Source organism: Actinosynnema sp. NPDC050436, assembly GCF_040655415.1.
Taxonomy (GTDB): domain Bacteria; phylum Actinomycetota; class Actinomycetes; order Mycobacteriales; family Pseudonocardiaceae; genus Actinosynnema.
In genome coordinates, this window is the sequence record NZ_JBFAJV010000002.1 from 445,365 (window position 1) to 463,583 (window position 18,219).

Annotated in this window: 13 protein-coding genes; 8 read left to right on the forward strand and 5 right to left on the reverse strand. The window is 73.9% G+C overall.

Features of this window, described 5'->3' with window-relative positions:
• Window positions 1-696 precede the first annotated feature (696 nt).
• Window positions 697-1,470 (reverse strand): TetR/AcrR family transcriptional regulator, encoded by a 774-nt coding sequence (locus AB0I60_RS06210; RefSeq protein ID WP_360726143.1) that lies wholly within the window; start codon window positions 1,468-1,470, stop codon window positions 697-699.
• Window positions 1,471-1,532: 62 nt separating this feature from the next.
• Here AB0I60_RS06210 and AB0I60_RS06215 point away from each other — a divergent pair, with 62 nt between their 5' ends.
• From AB0I60_RS06215 to AB0I60_RS06225, 3 genes are read left to right on the forward strand one after another with little or no spacing between them, the layout of a single operon-like run.
• The gene (locus tag AB0I60_RS06215) at window positions 1,533-2,369 is read left to right on the forward strand and encodes an ATP-binding cassette domain-containing protein (RefSeq protein WP_360726145.1); all 837 of its coding nucleotides are present in this window, start codon (window positions 1,533-1,535) and stop codon (window positions 2,367-2,369) included.
• Complete coding sequence (locus AB0I60_RS06220; protein WP_360726147.1) at window positions 2,366-3,151, forward strand: ABC transporter permease; 786 nt, start codon at window positions 2,366-2,368, stop codon at window positions 3,149-3,151. The genes AB0I60_RS06215 and AB0I60_RS06220 overlap by 4 nt, the downstream gene beginning before the upstream one ends.
• Before the next feature lie 48 nt (window positions 3,152-3,199).
• Window positions 3,200-4,594: an aminotransferase class V-fold PLP-dependent enzyme gene (locus AB0I60_RS06225; protein WP_360726148.1), complete on the forward strand. Its 1,395-nt coding sequence runs from the start codon at window positions 3,200-3,202 to the stop codon at window positions 4,592-4,594.
• Window positions 4,595-4,670: 76 nt separating this feature from the next.
• On the opposite strand, the gene AB0I60_RS06230 is transcribed toward AB0I60_RS06225, so the two are convergent.
• On the reverse strand, window positions 4,671-5,726 hold the full coding sequence (locus AB0I60_RS06230) for a hypothetical protein (protein WP_360726150.1): 1,056 nt from the start codon (window positions 5,724-5,726) through the stop codon (window positions 4,671-4,673).
• Window positions 5,727-6,120: 394 nt separating this feature from the next.
• A complete protein-coding gene (locus AB0I60_RS06235) occupies window positions 6,121-7,482 on the reverse strand; it encodes a lamin tail domain-containing protein (protein ID WP_360726152.1) in 1,362 nt (453 codons plus the stop codon).
• A 219-nt stretch (window positions 7,483-7,701) separates the two neighbouring features.
• Here AB0I60_RS06235 and AB0I60_RS06240 point away from each other — a divergent pair, with 219 nt between their 5' ends.
• The 3 genes from AB0I60_RS06240 to AB0I60_RS06250 all read left to right on the forward strand — a co-directional run bounded on the left by AB0I60_RS06240 (window position 7,702) and on the right by AB0I60_RS06250 (window position 9,780).
• Window positions 7,702-8,286, forward strand: coding sequence for a hypothetical protein (locus AB0I60_RS06240; RefSeq protein ID WP_360726154.1), 585 nt, complete (start codon window positions 7,702-7,704; stop codon window positions 8,284-8,286).
• Between the two features lie 98 nt (window positions 8,287-8,384).
• Complete coding sequence (locus AB0I60_RS06245; RefSeq protein WP_360726156.1) at window positions 8,385-8,594, forward strand: hypothetical protein; 210 nt, start codon at window positions 8,385-8,387, stop codon at window positions 8,592-8,594.
• A 148-nt stretch (window positions 8,595-8,742) separates the two neighbouring features.
• The gene (locus AB0I60_RS06250) at window positions 8,743-9,780 is read left to right on the forward strand and encodes a serine hydrolase domain-containing protein (RefSeq protein WP_360726158.1); all 1,038 of its coding nucleotides are present in this window, start codon (window positions 8,743-8,745) and stop codon (window positions 9,778-9,780) included.
• Here AB0I60_RS06250 and AB0I60_RS06255 read toward each other — a convergent pair.
• The gene (locus tag AB0I60_RS06255; RefSeq protein WP_360726160.1) at window positions 9,747-12,530 is read right to left on the reverse strand and encodes a BTAD domain-containing putative transcriptional regulator; all 2,784 of its coding nucleotides are present in this window, start codon (window positions 12,528-12,530) and stop codon (window positions 9,747-9,749) included. The two genes, AB0I60_RS06250 and AB0I60_RS06255, sit on opposite strands and share 34 nt — an antisense overlap.
• Window positions 12,531-12,754: 224 nt before the next feature.
• Between AB0I60_RS06255 and AB0I60_RS06260 the strand changes: the two genes are divergently transcribed.
• The gene (locus AB0I60_RS06260; RefSeq protein ID WP_360726162.1) at window positions 12,755-13,288 is read left to right on the forward strand and encodes a hypothetical protein; all 534 of its coding nucleotides are present in this window, start codon (window positions 12,755-12,757) and stop codon (window positions 13,286-13,288) included.
• A gap of 337 nt (window positions 13,289-13,625) precedes the next feature.
• On the opposite strand, the gene AB0I60_RS06265 is transcribed toward AB0I60_RS06260, so the two are convergent.
• Complete coding sequence (locus tag AB0I60_RS06265; RefSeq protein WP_360726164.1) at window positions 13,626-14,519, reverse strand: XRE family transcriptional regulator; 894 nt, start codon at window positions 14,517-14,519, stop codon at window positions 13,626-13,628.
• A 292-nt stretch (window positions 14,520-14,811) separates the two neighbouring features.
• Between AB0I60_RS06265 and AB0I60_RS06270 the strand changes: the two genes are divergently transcribed.
• Window positions 14,812-17,727 carry a M36 family metallopeptidase gene (locus AB0I60_RS06270; protein ID WP_360726166.1) on the forward strand — a complete coding sequence of 972 codons (2,916 nt, stop codon included), beginning with the start codon at window positions 14,812-14,814 and terminating at the stop codon, window positions 17,725-17,727.
• Window positions 17,728-18,219: the final 492 nt, after the last annotated feature.

Here is an 18,219-nt window from a genome sequence, read left to right on the forward strand (position 1 = left end):
GGCTGCCGCAGTGGTCCGGCTGCCGAAGCGATCCGGTTGCCGTGCAGACCAATGCGCCGAATCCGGTCGCGCGACGGAATCCGCCGCCGCGCGCCGATGCGGTCGGTGCCCCGGCTTGCCCGCGTACCCGGCCGGCGTACCCGGCCTGTCCGCGTACCTGGCCTGTCCGCGTACTCGGCCGGCCCGCGCACCCGGTCTGCGTACCCGGTCTGCCACGCGCCCGGCTGGCGCGTGCGCCCAGCCCGTCCGCGCATTCGCTGGCGCTTGCACCCAGCCGGCCCGTGCACTCAATCGGCCCGCGACCAAACGGGTGGACTTCACCGCACACTTCTGCGGCGACAGAGCGACGGAGCGACCGGGCGGCTGGGTGACCGGGCGGCTGGGTGACTGGCGAGGCCGGCTCAGTCGGCGAGGTCGGTCGGGTGTTCGTCATTGGTGCGCTTGTCCGGATCATGCTTAGGGCGTGCGGCGTGCGGCGGATTGCGGATTGCGAGTTGCGGGTTGGATGCGGAGTGCGGTGGGTTGGGTGCGGCGGGTTGCGGGGATTCGGATTTTCTTCAACCGAGTGCCGGTAACACCGTTTCCGTACTTTCACCGCGCATGATCACCCGCACGTGTGACGTCAGCCGATCACGAGCCGACCGAGCGCCGATGATGAGCCGACCAAGTGCTGGTCAAGGGTCGATCGAGCGCCGATCAGGGCCGGTCGTCCCGGCCGCACAGTAGCGCGTCCACGCCCTGGATCAGGCGATCCAGGCCGAAAGCGTACGCGTGTTCCGGGTTGTGCGAGGACTGGTGGGCCTGGCCCGCCGCCTGGCCCACCCGGGACGCCAGGGGGAACCTCGACGGGTCCAGGACCTCCGACACCAGGGGTTCCACCTGGCGCCACCACTGCTCGTCGGTGATTCCCGTGCGGCGCACCGCCCGGTCTGCCTCCACCCGCCGGCGGGCGACGCCTTCGACGTGGGTCAGGACCAGGGTGAGCACCGCGTCCATCTCCACGTCCGTCAAGCCGATGCCCTCGATGACGCCCAGTTCCCGCTCGTACTTCTCGATCGTGTGCGGCCCCAGCGGCGGGCGGCCGGTGAAGATCTGGAGGACCCACGGGTGGCGCATGTGCAGGTCCCAGTTCACCTGGGCCACCCGGCGCAGGCCCTCCTCCCACGTCCCCCGGTGCGTTCCCAGCTGCTCGACGGCCTCGCCGTGCACCTTGTCGAGCATGACCTCGACCAGCTCCTCGCGGGACGCGACGTAGGTGTAGAGCGACATCGTGCCCACGCCCAGCGACTCCGCCACGCGGCGCATGGACAACGGGGTCAGGTCCTGGTCGCGGTCGGCGATCTCCACGGCGGCGGCGACCACCTGGGCGGTGGTCAGCGTGTGCTTGGGGCCGCGTCGGGGCAGTTCTCGCCGCCCCCACAGCGTGGCGATCGTGCGGGCCGGGTCTGCGCTGCCGCTGATCTCCGTCATGCGGCCCAGTGTACGGAGCCAATCCGTACGCCGTACGCAGATGGTGTGCTACCGTTCTCCGTATGCCATACGAAGTAAGCAGGCCGCCCGGCGCCGGCGAGCCGGTCATCGAAGCGGTCGGGGTGGGGAAGAACTACCGGGGCGTGCCCGCGCTCACCGGGTTCGACCTGACCGTCGGCGCGGGCTCGGTGTGCGGGCTGCTCGGGCCCAACGGCGCGGGCAAGACCACCGCCGTGCGCATCCTCTCCACGTTGCTGCGCCCCGATTCCGGCCAGGTACGGGTCGCGGGGTGCGACGTGGTCGCCGACCCGCGCGCGGTGCGCTACCGGATCGGCCTGGTCGGGCAGCACGCCTCCGTCGACGACGTCCTCACCGGCCGGCAGAACCTCGTCCTGTTCGGCCGGCTCTACCACCTGTCCACGGCGGACGCCCGGCGGCGCGCGGACGAGCTGCTGGAGCGCTTCGACCTGACGGCCGCCGCCCACCGCCCGGTCGCCGGGTACTCCGGCGGGATGCGCCGCCGGCTCGACCTGGCGACCAGCCTCGTCCTGTCGCCGCCCGTGCTGTTCCTGGACGAGCCCACCACCGGCCTGGACCCCCGGGCGCGCGCCGACGTGTGGGGGTCGATCCGGTCGCTGGTGGGCTCCGGCACGACCGTCCTGCTCACCACCCAGTACCTGGAGGAGGCCGACCAGTTGGCCGACCGGATCGCGCTGATCGACGCCGGCCGGGTCGTCGCCGAGGGCACGCCCGACGAGCTGAAGGCGAAGGTCGGGCCGGACCGCGTCGAGACGATCACCCGCAAACCCACCCTGGACGAGGTCTTCCTGCACCTGACGGGGAACCCGGCCACCCGCGAGCAGGGCGCCGGGCAGCGAGCCGCCGGGAGGGCGTCGTGACGATCGCCGTGACGGTCCGGGACACCGCGACGCTCGCCGGGCGCGTGCTGCGGCACTGGCGGCAGCGGCCGGTGTCGATTGCGCTCGGGCTGCTGTTCCCCGTCCTGATGCTGCTCATGTTCGGCTACCTGTTCGGTGGCGCGATGGCCGTGCCGGACGGGCGCTACCTCGACTTCCTCGTCCCCGGCATGGTGGCGATGACGATGCTGTTCGGCTTGGAGGCGCTGGTCGTCGCGGTCACCACCGACGCGGCCAAGGGCGTCACCGAACGCGTCCGCGCCATGCCGGTCACGGCCACCGCCGTCCTCGCCGGGCGGTGCGTCGCCGACCTGCTCAACGCCGTGGTCGGCATCGCCGTGATGGTGGTGACCGGGCTGCTGGTCGGGTGGACGGCCAACCGGGGCCTGCTGCCGGCGCTGGCGGCGGTGGGGCTGCTGCTGTGGCTGCGGTTCGCGTTCACCTGGGTCGGCACCTACCTCGGGCTGCTGCTGAGGACCCCGGAGTCGGCGGTGGCCGTGCAGGTGCTCGTCTGGCCGGTCGGCTTCCTGTCGGCGGCCTTCGTCTCGCCGGCCACCATGCCGGGCTGGCTCGGCGCGGTCAGCACGTGGAACCCGTTGTCCGCCACGGCGACGGCGATCCGCGAGCTGTTCGGCAACCCCGGCTGGCACGCCGACGGCTGGGCCGCCGACCACGCGGTGGCGCTCGCGCTGCTGTGGCCGGCGGTGCTCACGGCGGTCTTCCTGCCGCTCGCCGTGCGCCAGTACCGCGCCCTGGGGCGGTGAGGCCGGATTTCGTTGGCGCACAGCCGTCCCGCCGTCGAGACTGCGGGGATGACCACCGATCCGCACCACCTGCTCCGGCACACCGCCGCGCACGCCGCCGACTTCCTCGCCGGCCTGGACACCCGGCCCGTTGCCACCACCGCCGACCTGGACGACCTGCGCGCGGTGCTGGGCCGCGCCCTGCCGGACGAGGGCGTGGACGCCGTCCAGGTGGTCGACGACCTGGTTCGGGACACGGCGGGCGGCTTGTTGGGCAGCACCGGCGGGCGGTTCTTCGGGTGGGTGGTCGGCGGCGCGGTGCCCGCCGCGCTCGCGGCCGACTGGCTCACCTCCGCGTGGGACCAGAACGCGGTGCTGCACGCGGCCGGCCCGGCCGTGGCGGTGGTCGAGGAGGTGGCCGGCGCCTGGCTGAAGGACCTGTTGGGGCTGCCCCGCGAGGCGTCGTTCGGGTTCACCACGGGCGCGCAACTCGCGCACGTGACGGCGTTGGCGGCGGCCCGCCACAAGCTGCTGGCCGACCGGGGGTGGGACGTCGAGCGGCGCGGCCTGGCCGGTGCGCCGGCCGTGCGGGTGCTGACGTCGGGGCGGCAGCACAACTCGGTGGAGCGGGCCGTGCGGCTGCTCGGCCTGGGCACCGACCACCTGCGCGCGGTCGGTGCCGACGAGGACGGGCGGATCGACCCGGCCGCGCTGGCCCGGGAGCTGACCGACGACCCGACCGTGGTGTGCCTCCAGGCCGGTGAGATCAACACCGGGCGGTTCGACCCGTTCGGCGAGGCGTGCGACCTGGCGGCGGCGCGGGGTGCGTGGGTGCACGTCGACGGCGCGTTCGGGCTGTGGGCGGCGGCCAGCGCGCGGCACCGGCACCTCGTGGCGGGCGTCGAGCGCGCGGACTCGTGGACGACGGACGGGCACAAGTGGCTCAACGTGCCGTTCGACTCGGGGTTCGTGTTCGTCCGCCACCCGGAGGCGCACCGGGCGTCGGTGTCGACGCGCGCGAGCTACCTGGTGCACGCCGACGAGACCGCCGGGTCGCCGGCCCGCGACCAGCTCGACTGGACGCCCGAGTGGTCCCGCCGCGCCCGCGCGGTGCCCGTCTACGCGGCCATCAGGTCGTTGGGGCGCAACGGGATCGCGGCGCTGGTCGACGGCTGCGTCGAGCACACCCGCAGCCTGGTGGACGGGCTCGGCGCGCTGCCGGGCGTCGAGGTGCTCGCCCGGCCGGTGATCAACCAGGGCCTGGTGCGGTTCCTGTCGGAGGACGGCGACCACGACGCCCGCACCGACGAGGTGGTCGGGCGGGTGCAGCGCGGCGGTGAGGCGTGGTTCAGCGGCACGACGTGGAACGGGGTGCGCGCCATGCGGATCTCCGTCGTCAACTGGCGCACCGACGAGCGCGCCGTCGAGCGCGCGGTGAAGGCCGTGCGGGACGCCCTGGGCTGAGCCGGGCCGGAAAGGGACGCCGGAAAGGGGACGCCGGTGGGGGCGCGAGCCCCCACCGGCGTCCCCTCATCCCCTGTCAGCGGCGGGAAACGTCGTTGTAGACGTTGATCGCGGCGTCTCCGTGGTACGCGGAGTACAGGTTGTTGTTGAGGTAGTTGCCGTTGACGTCGACATCGCGGTGGCTGTTGTTGCCCACGATGAAGCCCCAACCCCTGGTCGGCTGGAGGTCGTCGATGAACGGGCCACCACCCGAGCCGCGACCCATGTCGCAGCCGATCACCATGCGGTCGTCGGACGGGCCCGCCGTCCGGGCGGCACCCTGGCAGTACCAGAGGTTCCGGCCGTCGAAGTCCGCCCTGCGGTACCCGTCCGACGGGAAGCCGAAGGTGTGGACGTTCGGGAAGTCCCGGCCGAAGCCGAACCGGTAGCCCTGCGCGCCGAACCGGTCGGCCAGGTTGCCGCGCTGGGCCTGCGGCCAGAACGCGATCGCGGCGACGTCGAAGTCGAGATCGGCGTTGTTGGCCCAGCCGGACGTGGTGTTGGCGTACTTGAACGCCCAGCGGCCGTGCGGCTCGCGGCCGTTGTCGGCGTCCGGCACGAACAGGAAGTTGCGGTAGTAGTTGCCGGCACCGCCGCCACCCCGGTGGATGCAGTGCCCGGCCGTCCACACCGTGTTCCGGTTGCCGGCGGTGATGATCGACGCGGTGCAGCTGCCACCGGTCGAGTAGAGCTTGCCCAGCGTCACGGCGGGCGACTGGCCCTGCCGGTTCCACCGCTGGGCCTGTTCGACGGCGGTCACCCCGACGTCGGGCCCGCCGGAGGCGGTCGCCCCCTGCGGCGTGCTGCCCGCCGCCGAGATGCCCGCCAACCGGTCGACCGGCGCGGCCTCCCGGGCGGTCGTGCTGTCGGCCCGGGTCGGCACGGGGATCTCGGTCGCGGCGCGCAGCCGGTCCTCGGTCCAGTACTCGGTGATCTGCCGGGCTTCCTCGCGGGAGGTCGACACCCCCGCGCCGGCCGTGGCCGGATCGCCCGGCGCGGCGCTCGCGGCGGTGGCCGCGCCCCCTGCGACCACGAGCGCCACGGCCCCCGCCGCAGCCACTCTGGTCACCTGCTTCCACAACGTGTTCGTCACTTCTTCCCCCTTGTTCTCGACACCGGAAGCGGGGGTGTCGCCGGCGGACCGGAAAGTCCCCCCGACTTCTGGTGACTCCGATGCTAAGCAGCCTTTTTCATGATCGCCAAAAAGGTGCCCGTGTCCGGAAAGGAACAGCAGGAGCACTCGAAACGATCAGGTAGCAGTCCGAGTGGCGTGGAAGAAGTGCAGACCAGGCGCTGGTTGCGAATTCACCTGGAATTCTTGCGAACCGGCAGAAATGGAGGTTCTACGTTCGACGAACGAGCATGGTGTTCTATCTCACAGGAATAACTCGACTGCATTCCGGAGCGGGCCGTGCGCGGTGCGTGAGGTGCTTTCCGTCGGGCACCGAAGGGTATTTCGCGCGACGCACGGCCCGGCCTCCGGGACGTTATCGGGTGGTGCAGGGCAAAGCGCCGGCGCGCAGGGCGTGACGTCCGCTGTTGCCGTCGTCGGCCCACAGCACCGGCTTGCGGCCGGACGCGCACGCGGACTTGGGCGCGATGGCGAAGCCCTCGTTGTTGTAGTCGGGCATCCCGGCCGGGCGGTCGTAGGTGTGGGTGACCGCGAGAACGCCCTGGGCGTTCACGTCCAGGGTCTTGGCGCGACCCTGGCAGGTGTCGTCGCAGACCGCCCACAGGTGGCCGCTCTCCGGCTCGAACTCCAGTTCCATCACGGCGGGGAAGCCGCTCTGGACGGTGGCGACCCGGGTGTAGCCGCCGCCCGCCTGGTCGAGCGCGTACGCGTAGATCGTGCCGTTGGCTTCGAGTCCGACGAAGTACAGGCCCGTGCCGTGACCGGGGTACGAGCCCGGCGAGTACGCGGAACCGGTGCGCTGGTCGCGGAAACCGCGTGCGGTCAGGAAGGAGTCCGGGACCCAGGTGATGCCCTCCAGGCCGCTGTTCGCGGCCACGGGCGGCAGGTCGGCGGTCAGGTTCCACTCGGCGGCGGCGGTCAGCGTGGTCCCGGAGCCGGAAGTGGTGTAGCGCAGGACCTTCGGGGCGCTGCTGCTGCCGTTGTTGTCGCGTTCGGTCGCCACGAACAGGCCGTCCGGCGTGGCAACGACCCCTTCCGCGTCGGGATCGCCGCTGCCGTTGGAGAACCGGAGGGTCTTGCCGGAGCCCCAACCGTTCGCGGTGTCCGAACGCCACGTCGTTCCGTTGGGCACCAGGCGGTACAGGGTGCCGGGACCGTTCTTCACCGCCCACAGCACGCCGGGTCCTTCGAACGCCAGACCGCTCATGTTGGTGCCGAAGGCGTTCGAGGCGTCGGCGTTCGCGACGGTCGAGCCGCCGGGCCACGCGGTGCCCGGGTTCGTGCCGCCGGGGCAGGCGTTGGCGGAACCCTTGGTGGGTGCGGTGGTCGTGGTGAACGCGCCGACGCCGTCGGCGCACCGGCCGTAGGTCGTCGTGGCGTGTCCGTTCCAGCTGTACGAGTCCACCGGGGTGCCGGCACCGGGTCGGAACAACCGGGCCGAGTCGGAGCTGCCCAGCCCGAACGCCGGGTCGACGTCCAGCGCCAGGTGCCCGCCCGCCGCCACCGCCGTGCCGGCCGGGACGGTGAACGCGTGCGAATCGTCGTCGTCCTTCACCACCCAGCCCGACACGTCCACCGCCGCCGTGCCGGTGTTCACCAGCTCCACCCAGTCGCCGGGGCTGCCGCCGCTCGACTCGACCTCGTTGATCCGGACGTCGGACGCGGCGGCCCCGGCCGGGACCGGGGAGCCCAACCCGACCGCCACGACGGACAGCACCGCAATCGTGAGTCGCCTACCTGGTGTGCGCAACGTCGCTCCTACTCGCAGGGCCAGCAGACACCGGAGCTCGCGCTCCTCGTGCAGCTTGCTGCACACCTCCGGCCGGGAACTGAACGCGCGGCCAACAGAACCTGCACAAGCGCCGCGCCCCGCCGGCAGGTGCACCCGTCCGGACCTTGCGCGGGGAGCCGGGGCCCGGCACGTACGATCCCGCCTGTGATCCACCTCGCCGCTCGGCCGGCTCGGGCAGCGGCGCTGGTCGCCGTGGCCCTCTGCGCCGCCTGCACCACCGCGCCCGCCGCCGACACCGACACTGCCGACACCTCCGCCGCCACCAGTGCGACGGGCGGCCCGTCGTCCACCTTCCCGCCGGACGTCGCGGCGATGCGCGCCCACCGGGTCGACGACCCCAAGAACCTCCCGGACGACCTGTGCGCGCTGCTCACCGCAGCCGAGGTCGCGGCGGCGACGGGCGTGGACGCGCAGGAGGGCGTCGCCAAGGCGCCGGACACCTGCGCCTGGCCGTTCGAGGCGGGCGACCGCCCGAACTCCGGGCTGCTGCTCCAGGCACCACGCCTGGTCGCCTGGGTGGGCGACGACGCCCGGGTCGCCGACCGCCCGGCCAAGCGGTCGGCCGGCCCCGGCACCTGTCAGCTGAAGGTGCTCGTGCACACCGCCACAGGTGCCGTCGACGACCGGCCGGCCCTCGTGGTCACCCTGGTGTCGCGCTCCGGCGACGACCGGTGCCCGGCCGCCGAAGCGCTCGCCCGGCTCGTGCTGGACCGGCTGCCGCCCGCCTGAGTGGAGTTCCCGCCAGTCCGGCGGGTAGTGCCAGGACTACCCCGATCCGGCTGTGCAGGGGATCGCTGCGCGCGGCCCGCGTTCGTAGGTTTTGGGTCATGAGCAATCACAACCAGGTGGACCAGGCCCGCACCAACGGCATCGTCGTCCAGGTGGTGCTGTGGCTGGCCCTCGCGTCGAGCGCCGCCGTCAACTCCCTCGGCTACTTCTTCGGCCTGCACGACACGTGGCGCCTCGCGGCCGGCGGCGTCAGCGTGCTGTGCATCGCGCTGCTGGTCGCCTTCTACCTCAAGCGGCGTTCCCGGTGACGCGCCGGTCGGAGCGCGACCGGTCGGGGGGCGGCGGATGAGGCGGGGACCGTCCGGCGCGGCGCTCCCGGGAGGCACGGCGGTCCTGGACGCAACGGCGCGGCCCGACCGTCGAGTGCGGGGAGGCGTTGCCGCGCAGGGGAAGCGCGTGTTCGCCGGTGTGGAGTTCGGGGTCGGTGCCGCGCCGGACGACCACTTGCGCACGGCGGCGCAGCGGGTCGTCGCCGGGGGAGCGGTCGGTGTGCAGGTCCGCTCGGTCCGGCACGGCCTGGTGCGCACCGCGTCGGCAGGCGTCTCCGACCTCGCCACGCAGCGGGAGGTGTGCACCGAAGGGAGGTTCCGGATCGGCCGGGCCACCCAGAGCATCGTGGCGACCGTCGTGCTCCAGCTCGTCGCCGAGGGCAGGCTGCACCTCGACGCGCCGCTGCGCCGGCACCTGCCCGGCCTGGTGCCGGCGGACGGGGAGATCACCGTGCGGATGCTGCTCCAGCACACCAGCGGGCTGCACGACCACCTGCGCTCGGTGCGGCTCGGCGGTGCCGACTTCGCCGGGCACCGGTACCGGCACTACGACGAGCGGGAGCTGGTCGCGCTGTCCACGGCCGAACCGCTGGACTTCGCGCCCGGCACCGGGTGGTGCCACTCCGCGACGAACTACACCGTGCTGGGCCTGGTGGTCGAGCGGGTCACCAGCCGCCCGTGGCGGGCCGAGGTCGCCCACCGGGTCTTCCGGCCGCTGGGGATGCGGTGCAGCTCCGCACCGGGCGACTCGGTGCGCATCCCCGGCCGGCACGCGCAGGGCTACCTGCCGGTCCACGGCTCCCCGGTCGACGTCACCGAGCTGCGGCCGAGCTGGGCGGGCGCGGCCGGCGAGCTGATCTCCACCACCGCCGACCTGGACCGGTTCCTGGTGGCGCTCGCGCAGGGCCGGCTGCTGCCCCGCGACCTGCTCGCGGAGATGACCACCGCACTCCCGCACTCCGCCGGCCACGGGCTGGGCCTGGTGCGCCGCACCACCCCGTGCGGCGTCGTGCTGTGGGGCCATCGCGGCGGGCTGCCCGGCTTCGCCACGGCGGCGTTCACCTCGCTGGACGGCACCCGGAGGGTGGTGGCCTCCGCGACCACCGGCCACGGCCCGTCCGCCGCCGACCTCTACGGGTTGGTGGACGCCGCCGTGGGCGGCTGATCGCCCAACTGCCGGCCGACCCGTTCGGCGTCGGCCGCGCGGCCCTGGTCCCGGTACAGCGCAAGCGCTTCACGCCACGCCGCGCGCGCCAGGTCGGGCCGGCCCAGCGCGGCGTGCGGGTGGCCGAGGTCGTCGAGGGTGTCGGCGGCGCTGTAGGTGTTGCCGTGCTCGCGGTACAGGGCGAGCGCGCGTTCGTAGTGCCGCACGGCTCCGGCGTGGTCGCCGGTGTGGTGGGCGATGTAGCCGAGGCTGTCCGAGGCGGCGGCCTCGCCCGCCGTGTCGTCGTGGCGGTGGTAGAGCGCGAGCGCGTCCCGGCAGTGCGCGCGGGCGGTGTCGTACTCGCCCAGCCGGGCGGCGTACCAGCCCACGTCGTTGAGGGCGTCGGCCTCGCCGACCGGCTCGCCCAGCGCGCGGAACAGGCGCAGGGCCTGCGCGGAGTGCTCCAGGGCGCTGCGGTCGTCGCCGGCCAGGTCCCACACCCCGGCCAGCACCCGGTGGTTCTCCGCCTGCTGCATGGCGTCGCCGTGCCGCTCGGCCAGCGCCAGCGCGTGGCGCAGGTGCGCGATCGCCTCCTCGTGGCGTTGCAGGTTCGAGCAGGCGAGCCCGACCAGCCGGTGGGCCAGCACGTGGTCGGCCGGGTCGGGCAGGTGCGCGGCGGCGGCCAGGCCGATCCGCCACGTGGCGAGCTGGTCGTCGCGGTAGCCCCGGCGCTGCTGGAACGTGCTCAGCGCCCACGCCAGCTCCCACGCCGCCCGGTGCCACCCGAGCGCCTCGGCGGTGCGCTGGGCGGCCAGCAGGTCCCGGTGCTCGGCGTCGAACCACGCCACCGCCGCCGGGACGTCCGGCACGGGGTGCGGGAGCACGCCCGCCGGCGGTGGCTCCGGGCTGATCGCCGGGCGGTCCGGGTGCAGCAGCACGGCCGAGGCGTGGGCGGTGCGGGTGTAGAAGCCCAGCACCCGCCGCAGCCCGGCCTCCCGGGACGGCTCGTCCAGCTCGCGGTGCGCGGTGTCGACGGCGTAGGCGCGGATCAGGTCGTGCATCCGGTAGCGGCCCTCGGTGTCCCGGGTGAGCAGCGACGCCTGCTCCAGCCCGCGCAGCACCGCGCCGGCCTCCTTCGGCGGCAGGCCGGTGAGCGCGGCGGTCGCGGGCAGGCCGATGTCCGGCCCCGGCGCGGTGCCCAGCAGCGCGAACGCGGCGGCCTGGTCGGCGGGCAGCGCCCGGTGGGACCAGGACAGCACGGCGGGCAGGCTGGCGGCCGGGTCGCCCTCGTCCAGCGCGCCCAAGCCCAGGTCGCGCAGCTCGTCCGCGAGCGCGGCCACCGGCCGGTCCGGCAGGGCGTGCGCGCGGGACGCCGCGATGCCCAGCGCCAGCGGGAAACCGCCGCACAGCCGGACCAGCTCCGCCACCGCCGCCGGCTCGGCGGCGACCCGCCCGGCACCCAGCCGGGCGGTCAGCAGGTCCCGGGCCTCGGCGTCGGACAGCGCGTCCAGCGGCACGTGGTGCGCGCCGTGGCCGGCGATCAGGTTGGGCAGCCGGCGGCGGCTGGTGACCAGGACCGTGCACGAGTCGCCGCCCGGCAGCAGCGGCGTGACCTGGGCGGCGTCGGCGGCGTTGTCCGCGACGACCAGCATCCGCCGGTCCGCGACCAGGCTGCGGAACAGGGCGGCCTGGGCGTGCGGTTCGACCGGCAGCCGCGCGGGTTCCACCCCGAGCGCGGCGAGGAAGCCGCGCACCGCGACGGCCGGCTCCATCGGCGTGCTGTCCGGGCTGAACCCGCGCAGGTCCACGAAGAGCTGCCCGTCGGGGAACCGGTCGACGTGCCGGTGCGCCCAGTGCAGCGCCAACCAGGTCTTGCCGATCCCGCCCGCGCCGGCGATCGCGGAGATCACCACCGGCCGCCCGGCCGCGCGGTCCAGCGCGGAGGTGAGCGCCGCGAGTTCCTGCTCCCGCCCGGTGAACTGGCGCGGTGCGGCGGGCAGTTGCCGGGGCACCGCGGCACCGGCCGGCGCGCGGTCCGCAGCGGCGCGGTCGGCGTCGGCAGTGGGGGCCGTGGCCGCGATCCGGTCGCGCAGGCCGCGCAGGTGCGCGCCGGGATCGGTGCCCAGCTCGTCGGCGAGCCGGTCGCGGAGCCGGTCGTAGTGCTCCAGCGCGTCCGCCACGCGTCCGGCGCGGTGCAGCGCTTGCAGGTACTGGCCCGCCACGCGTTCGTCCAGCGGGTGCCGTGCGGACCGCTCGGCGAGGTCCGCCACCAGGTCCGCGCCGCCGCCCGCGCGCAGCACGGCGTCGACGAGATCGTGCTCGACGGCCCGCCGCTCCCGTTCCAGCGCGGCCCGCGCGGACTCCGCCCACTCGCCGGTCAGGCCCTCCAGCGGCTCGCCGCGCCACAGGCCCAGCGCCTCGCTCAGCGCCGCCACGTCCGACCGCCCGCGCAGCGCGCGGAACCGGTGCAGGTCCACGGACCGTTCGTCGGCCTCCAGGGCGTAGCCGCCCGAGCGGCGCACGACGTCCACCGCGTCCGAGCCCGCCAGCGCGCGCCGCAGCCGCGACACGTAGCTGTGCAGGGCGGCCGATCCGCGTCGCGGGGTCGCCGCGCCCCAGACCCGCTCGACCAGCCGGCCCACCGGCACGACCCGCCCGACGTCGACCGCCAAGGCTGCCAGCACGCACCGCTGCCGCGCGGGCCCGAGGTCGATCGGGTGCCCGCCGATGTGCGCGGTCACCTCGCCCAGCAGGCCGAACCGCACCTCCATGCCGTGGTCGCCTCCCTCGGCGGGGCCGCGCCGGAACCCCGGCCGGGAACCGCCATCACGGTAGTCGCCCGACCGGGGGATCGGGCTGGAACCGGGGGAGCAGCGGACCGGGCGACGGGAGAACGTGACGAATCCGCACGTGCGGCGGATCGCCTTGGCTACTGTGGACCGGTCGGCGCGAGCCCTTCGCACCGGTTTGGGACGTGCCCCGGAGACGAGCGCCGATGTTGACCGAGTTCCTGCGCGACCAGTTCTTCACCACCGCCTGGTTCGGGTTGATGGCCTTCGTGTGGTTCGGGTGGTCGCAGGAGGACCCGCCGCGCCGGTGGCGGGTGTGGCTGGGCGTCGGGTCGGCGGTGGGTGTCGCGTTCGCCGGCGCGTTCGGCATCCTGACCGCGTTGCACTGGGGGCAGCCGACTTCGTTGCAGGGCAAGTACGTCTGGTTCGGCGTGCTGGTCGCGGCCGAGGTCGTGGCGGCGGGCGTCGGCTGCCTGGTGCTGGCCCGGCGCGGGCGGTCGCGGTGGATGGCGTGGTGGGTCGCGGTCGTCGTGGCCGCGCACTTCCTGCCGCTCGCGCTGTTCCTGCGCGACTTCGGGGTCGCCGCCGTCGGGGTCGCCCAGCTCGCCGCGCTCGGGTGGGCCGTGCCGAGGCTGCGCGCGGTCACCACCACCAGCAGCCGGCTCGCCGGGCCGATCATGGGCGTGAGCCTCCTGCTGAGCGCGGCGGTCGGCGCGGCGCTCGCACTGCCGAACCTGTAGACGCCGGACCGGGATCGCGCGTCCGACCGGGGTTTCGGCCGGGTACACGAACGGCCCCGGGGAGGCCGGGGCCGTTCGTGGCAGGGACACAGTGGTCAAGGGGACGGCCGGTCGTCGACCGCGCCGGTGTTCTCCGCCGCCCGCAGGGGTGGGTTGCCCATCGTCGCCGCATTCCTCCCCGTGCACGGGTCGAACGCGCAGCCGAACCGGGTGGCCAGTCCGGTTCGACCTCCGAGAGGAGTGCGCGCCGGAATACTGCCAGGCCGATCCGGCTTTGAAAAGGGTCGGTGCGGTCGTCCCTGTTAAGGCTTAAATCCTTTACCGGCTAACGGTGAAATCACCACTCCCAGCGAATGCCGAACGCGCCGGGGCCCAGGTCGAGGCCGAGCGCGTGCACGGTGTGGGAGTCGTCCCAGGTCAACGGCTTGACGAGCTGTTTGTCGCCGATCTCGGAGAACTGCTCGCACCGCGCCGGCAACGCCGCCGGGTCGAACCGCACCTCGATCAGCAGTTCCCGGGTGGGCATCCGCGCGCGCCGCTCGTAATTCGTCGCGGGGAAGCACCCGACCTGTTCGATCTCGTACTCCACGATGATCGTCTCGTGCCGAGACAACGGGCGCGGGAATTGCAGTTCGGCGGCGGCCAGGCCGGAGTCCTCGTCCCGGTTGAGCGCGACGACCGACAGGTTGCGGGTCGGCACCAGGACCGGCGGCGGCTGGTCGTCGGCCCAGAACAGCAGCACGATGCCGCTGACGCCGTCCTCCTCGGCCCGCAGGATGTGCCGGGTCCACTGGTGGCGCTCCGCCCGGTCCGGGCCGATCTCCACCCGCGAGACGATGCTCAGCCGGGTCAGCCTGGTCTCGTCGCGCGGTGCCACCCCGTCCAGCGCGCGGAGTCGGGACCGGGCGTCCGGCCACATCTTCGACATCGGCTCGGCGGTCGGGGTGCGGTGCGCCAACCGGCCGCGCGGCCGGGGCGCGTCCAGCAGCCCGGCCAGCTCGCCGCCGCGCAGGCCCAGGTACCGCTCCGCGTTGCGCAGCGCCGCCAGCGACACCGCCCGCTCGGGCTGGCTGCGCCCGGACTGCCAGTAGCTCAACGTCGCCAGGCTGACCGGGGTGCCCTGGCGGCGCAGGTGGTCGGCCAGCCGCTCCAGGGTCGCACCGCGCTGCCTGATCGCCCGGCGCAGCGACTCGGCGAACGGGCTCAGGCGGGTACCGGCCGACTCGGGCACCCATCGGACAGTAGTCCGCCCGGCCCACGGTGACCAGCGCCGTCCGGGGCCGCCGGGACCGTCGCGGTGATCGCCGGCGGGGCCGGGTGAGCGCGCCCCCGCTCGGCGGGACGGCCGTGGCGGAGCCGTGCGAACGGGCCTATCCCGGGCCCGCGCCCAACCGGGAAGCTCGGAACGTCACGGTTCGTCCGACTCGCCCGCCGGGATCACCCGGGGGCTTGGAGAGAGGCGTTCACAGATGCGGGGACAGGCTCTCCGGAGGGTCGCGGCACTCGCCGCGTCCGGTGTGCTGGTGATCAGCCCACTGGCGGTGGGAACGGCGTCGGGCGACCCCGCCACCTCGCCCGGCGGCGCGGCGACCGTTGTCGGCGGCAGCACGCCCGGCGGCGTTCCGGCCGGCGTCCAGGGCGACACCCACGGCGACGGCGACGTCGACCACCGCCCCGGCGCGACCCGGCCGACCGACCGGCAGGTGGCCCTGGCGGGCGACCGGGGCACGACCGTCCGGTGGAACCGCTACGGCGCCCCCGCCACGCTGGTCCCCCGTGCCGACGGGCAACGCCGCGACGCGGCGAAGGACCCGGTGGCGGTCGCGCGCGCCTACCTCGGCGACAACCGCGAGCTGTTCGGCCTGGGCACCGGAGCGGTCGACGCGATGGACGTCGTGGTCAGCAGGCCGATGGGCCAGGGCTCGTACGTGATGCTGCGCCAGCGCTTCGGCACCACCCCGGCGCTGCTGGACGGGCTGGCCGTGTTCGGCATCCGGGACGGCGTCGTGGTCCACCTCAGCTCCACGTTGAGCCCCACCCGCGCGGAACCCGAACCCGCGACCCTCTCCCCGGAGCAGGCGCTCGCCGCCGCCTCGGCCGACGCCGGCATCCCCGTCACGTCGGCCGGCACGGGTGCGGCACCCGCCGCGCGGGTCCGGGCGGGCGCGGTGCCGATGCCGGAGGGGCCGCCGCGCGCGGCCTACCAGGTCGTGCTGGTGGGCGGCGACCAGGCGCACCCCGCCGGCTACACCAGCTACGTCGACGCCCGGACCGGCGCGCTGCTCGTCCGGGAGGACCTGGTCGACCACCACTCGGACAACCCGGAGTGGGAGGTCTTCCCGGCCAATCCGCCCGCCGACTACTCCTCGAGCGACAACCGCGTCACGTGGTGCCTGGTGAAGGTGCGCGGCTGCGAGCGGGCCGTCGCCACGGCGGACCGGGGCGTTGCGTGGGACGTCGACGCGACCGGGCCGTCCAAGACCTCCGCCGGCAACTCCGCCCGTGCCACCGAGAAGTGGGACGACCTGGCGAGCGGCACCGTCGGCACGCGCACCGCGACCGCGAGCCCCGCCCGCGAGTACACCTTCCCGTGGACCAACCAGTGGCACGAGGCGCGCTGCAACCCCGCCGTGTTCGACACCCCGCAGCAGAACGACGTCGACGCCGCGCTGACCAACCTGTTCGCCATGCACAACCGGATGCACGACTGGTCCTACCACCTCGGCTTCACCGAGGAGACCTGGAACATGCAGGCGGACAACGGGAACCACGGCGGCCTGGGCGGCGACGCCGAGCGCGGCAACGCCCAGGCCGGCGGCCGGGCGGGCGGTGCGCCCCCGGCCTTCGCGTCGCGCAACAACGCCAACCAGATCACCCCGCCCGACGGCGTCCCGCCGACCACCAACATGTACCTGTGGCAGCCGGTGCCCGGGTCGTTCTACGGCCCGTGCGTGGACGGCGACTACGACATGTCGGTGATCGGCCACGAGTACGGCCACGCGATCAGCGGCCGGTTGATCGGCGGCCCGGACAGCGGGTGGTCCGGCGCGCAGGCGGGCGCGATGAACGAGTCGCACTCGGACCTGTTCGCGGTCGAGTACCTGTACGAGTACGGGTTCGTGCCGCGCGGCGACACGCGCAACGTGGTCGGCGGCTACGTGACCGGCGACGCCGGGTCGGGCATCCGCAACTACGACCTGAGCCGCAGCCCGCTCAACTACAGCAACATCGCCTACGACCTGGTCGGCCAGCAGGTGCACGCGGACGGCGAGATCTGGAGCGCCACCAGCTTCGACGTGCGCAAGGCCATGATCGAGCGCTACGGCAGCGGGACGCCCGCGCGGCAGCGGGCGTGCGCGGACGGCGCGCAGCCGGTCGAGCAGTGCCCCGGCAACCGGCGCTGGATCCAGCAGGTGTTCGACGCGTTGCTGCTCAACGCATCCGGCGCGGTCAGCTACGTCGACATGCGCGACGCCACCCTCGCCGCCAACGAGATCCGCTTCGGCGGTGCGGACGTCCCGTTGCTGTGGAACGCTTTCGCACGGCGTGGCCTGGGTGAGGGCGCGGCGAGCAACGGTCCGAACGACCAGGACCCGACACCGAGCTTCGCCTCGCCGCACGCCCGCAACGCGACCGTGCGACTGGCTCCGGGCACGCAGGCGAGGCTGTACGTGGGCAGGTACGAGGCCCGCTCGACCCCCGTGGCCGACACGGACCCGACCACGCCACTGCCCGACACCGTGCAGATCGTGCCCGGCACGTACGACTTCGTGGTCGCAGCAGAAGGCCACGGCACCAGTCGCCTGCGACGCGAACTAGACCCCGGCGAACACGACACGATCCGCCCGTCGGGCCCGCGCAACCTGGCCGCGAAGAGCCTGGGCGCGACGGCCGAGGGCGACGGCGTGAACGTGGACAAGCTCATCGACGAGACCGAGGCCCACGGCTGGGCAGCGTTGGGCGCACCGGTCGAAGGCCGCGCGGTCCGCGTGGACCTGGCTGGCACGGAACCCCAACGGGTGGGCAGGGTGCAGGTGAGCGCGCTGCTGCGCCCGGCGATCGAGTCGGACGCCGACCCGGGCACCCAGAGCCGCTTCACAGCGGTCCGCCAGTTCGAGGTGCTGGCCTGCAACAACAAGTCGGGCGTCGACTGCACATCACCGGCTGCCTACCGTCGAGTGTTCACCAGCCCGGCCGACGCGTTCCCGTCCGACGTGCCCCGACCGACCGCCCCGGACCTCGCGCTGCGCTCGTTCCACATCCCGCCGACCAAGGCCACCCACTTGATGATCCGGGTGATGACCAACCAGTGCACGGGCGCGCCGGCGTACGCGGGGGTGCAGCACGACGATCCGCGTTCGAACAGCGACTGCACGACGGGTAACCCGTCGGCGGCTCAGGCCGTCCGGATTGCGGAGTTCCAGGCTTTCCGGAACTGAGTGGGTTCTTTGAGACGCCGTCCGTGCGTGGGGGTGCGTACGGACGGCGGGGAACTCCCCGCGTGCGCGGGGAAGACGGTCGCTGGAAGACCGACGAGATCGCCGCCGCCGGAACACCCCCGCGTCTGCGGGGAAACCTGTGGATCGCCCGATGGGGAACAGGCGACGAAGGACCACCCCCGCGTGCGCGGGAAGTACCGAAGCGCATACAAGCGCCGCCTTGCGGGACGGTACACCCCCGCCGTGCGCGGGGAAGAGGTGGAAGCCGAGAACAGGGACGCCCAGTACGACGGAACACCCCCGCGTGTGCGGGGAAGACGCCGCGAGGTCTCCCACCTCTACCGAGGCGGCGGGAACACCCCCGCGTGTGCGGGGAAGACCCCGGGCGTGTCCGCCTCCCCCGCCTCCCCGCCGGAACACCCCCGCGTGTGCGGGGAAGACACTTGTTGACCTGGGCGGTTCTCCCGTCTTGTGCACGTTTTCATTCGGTGC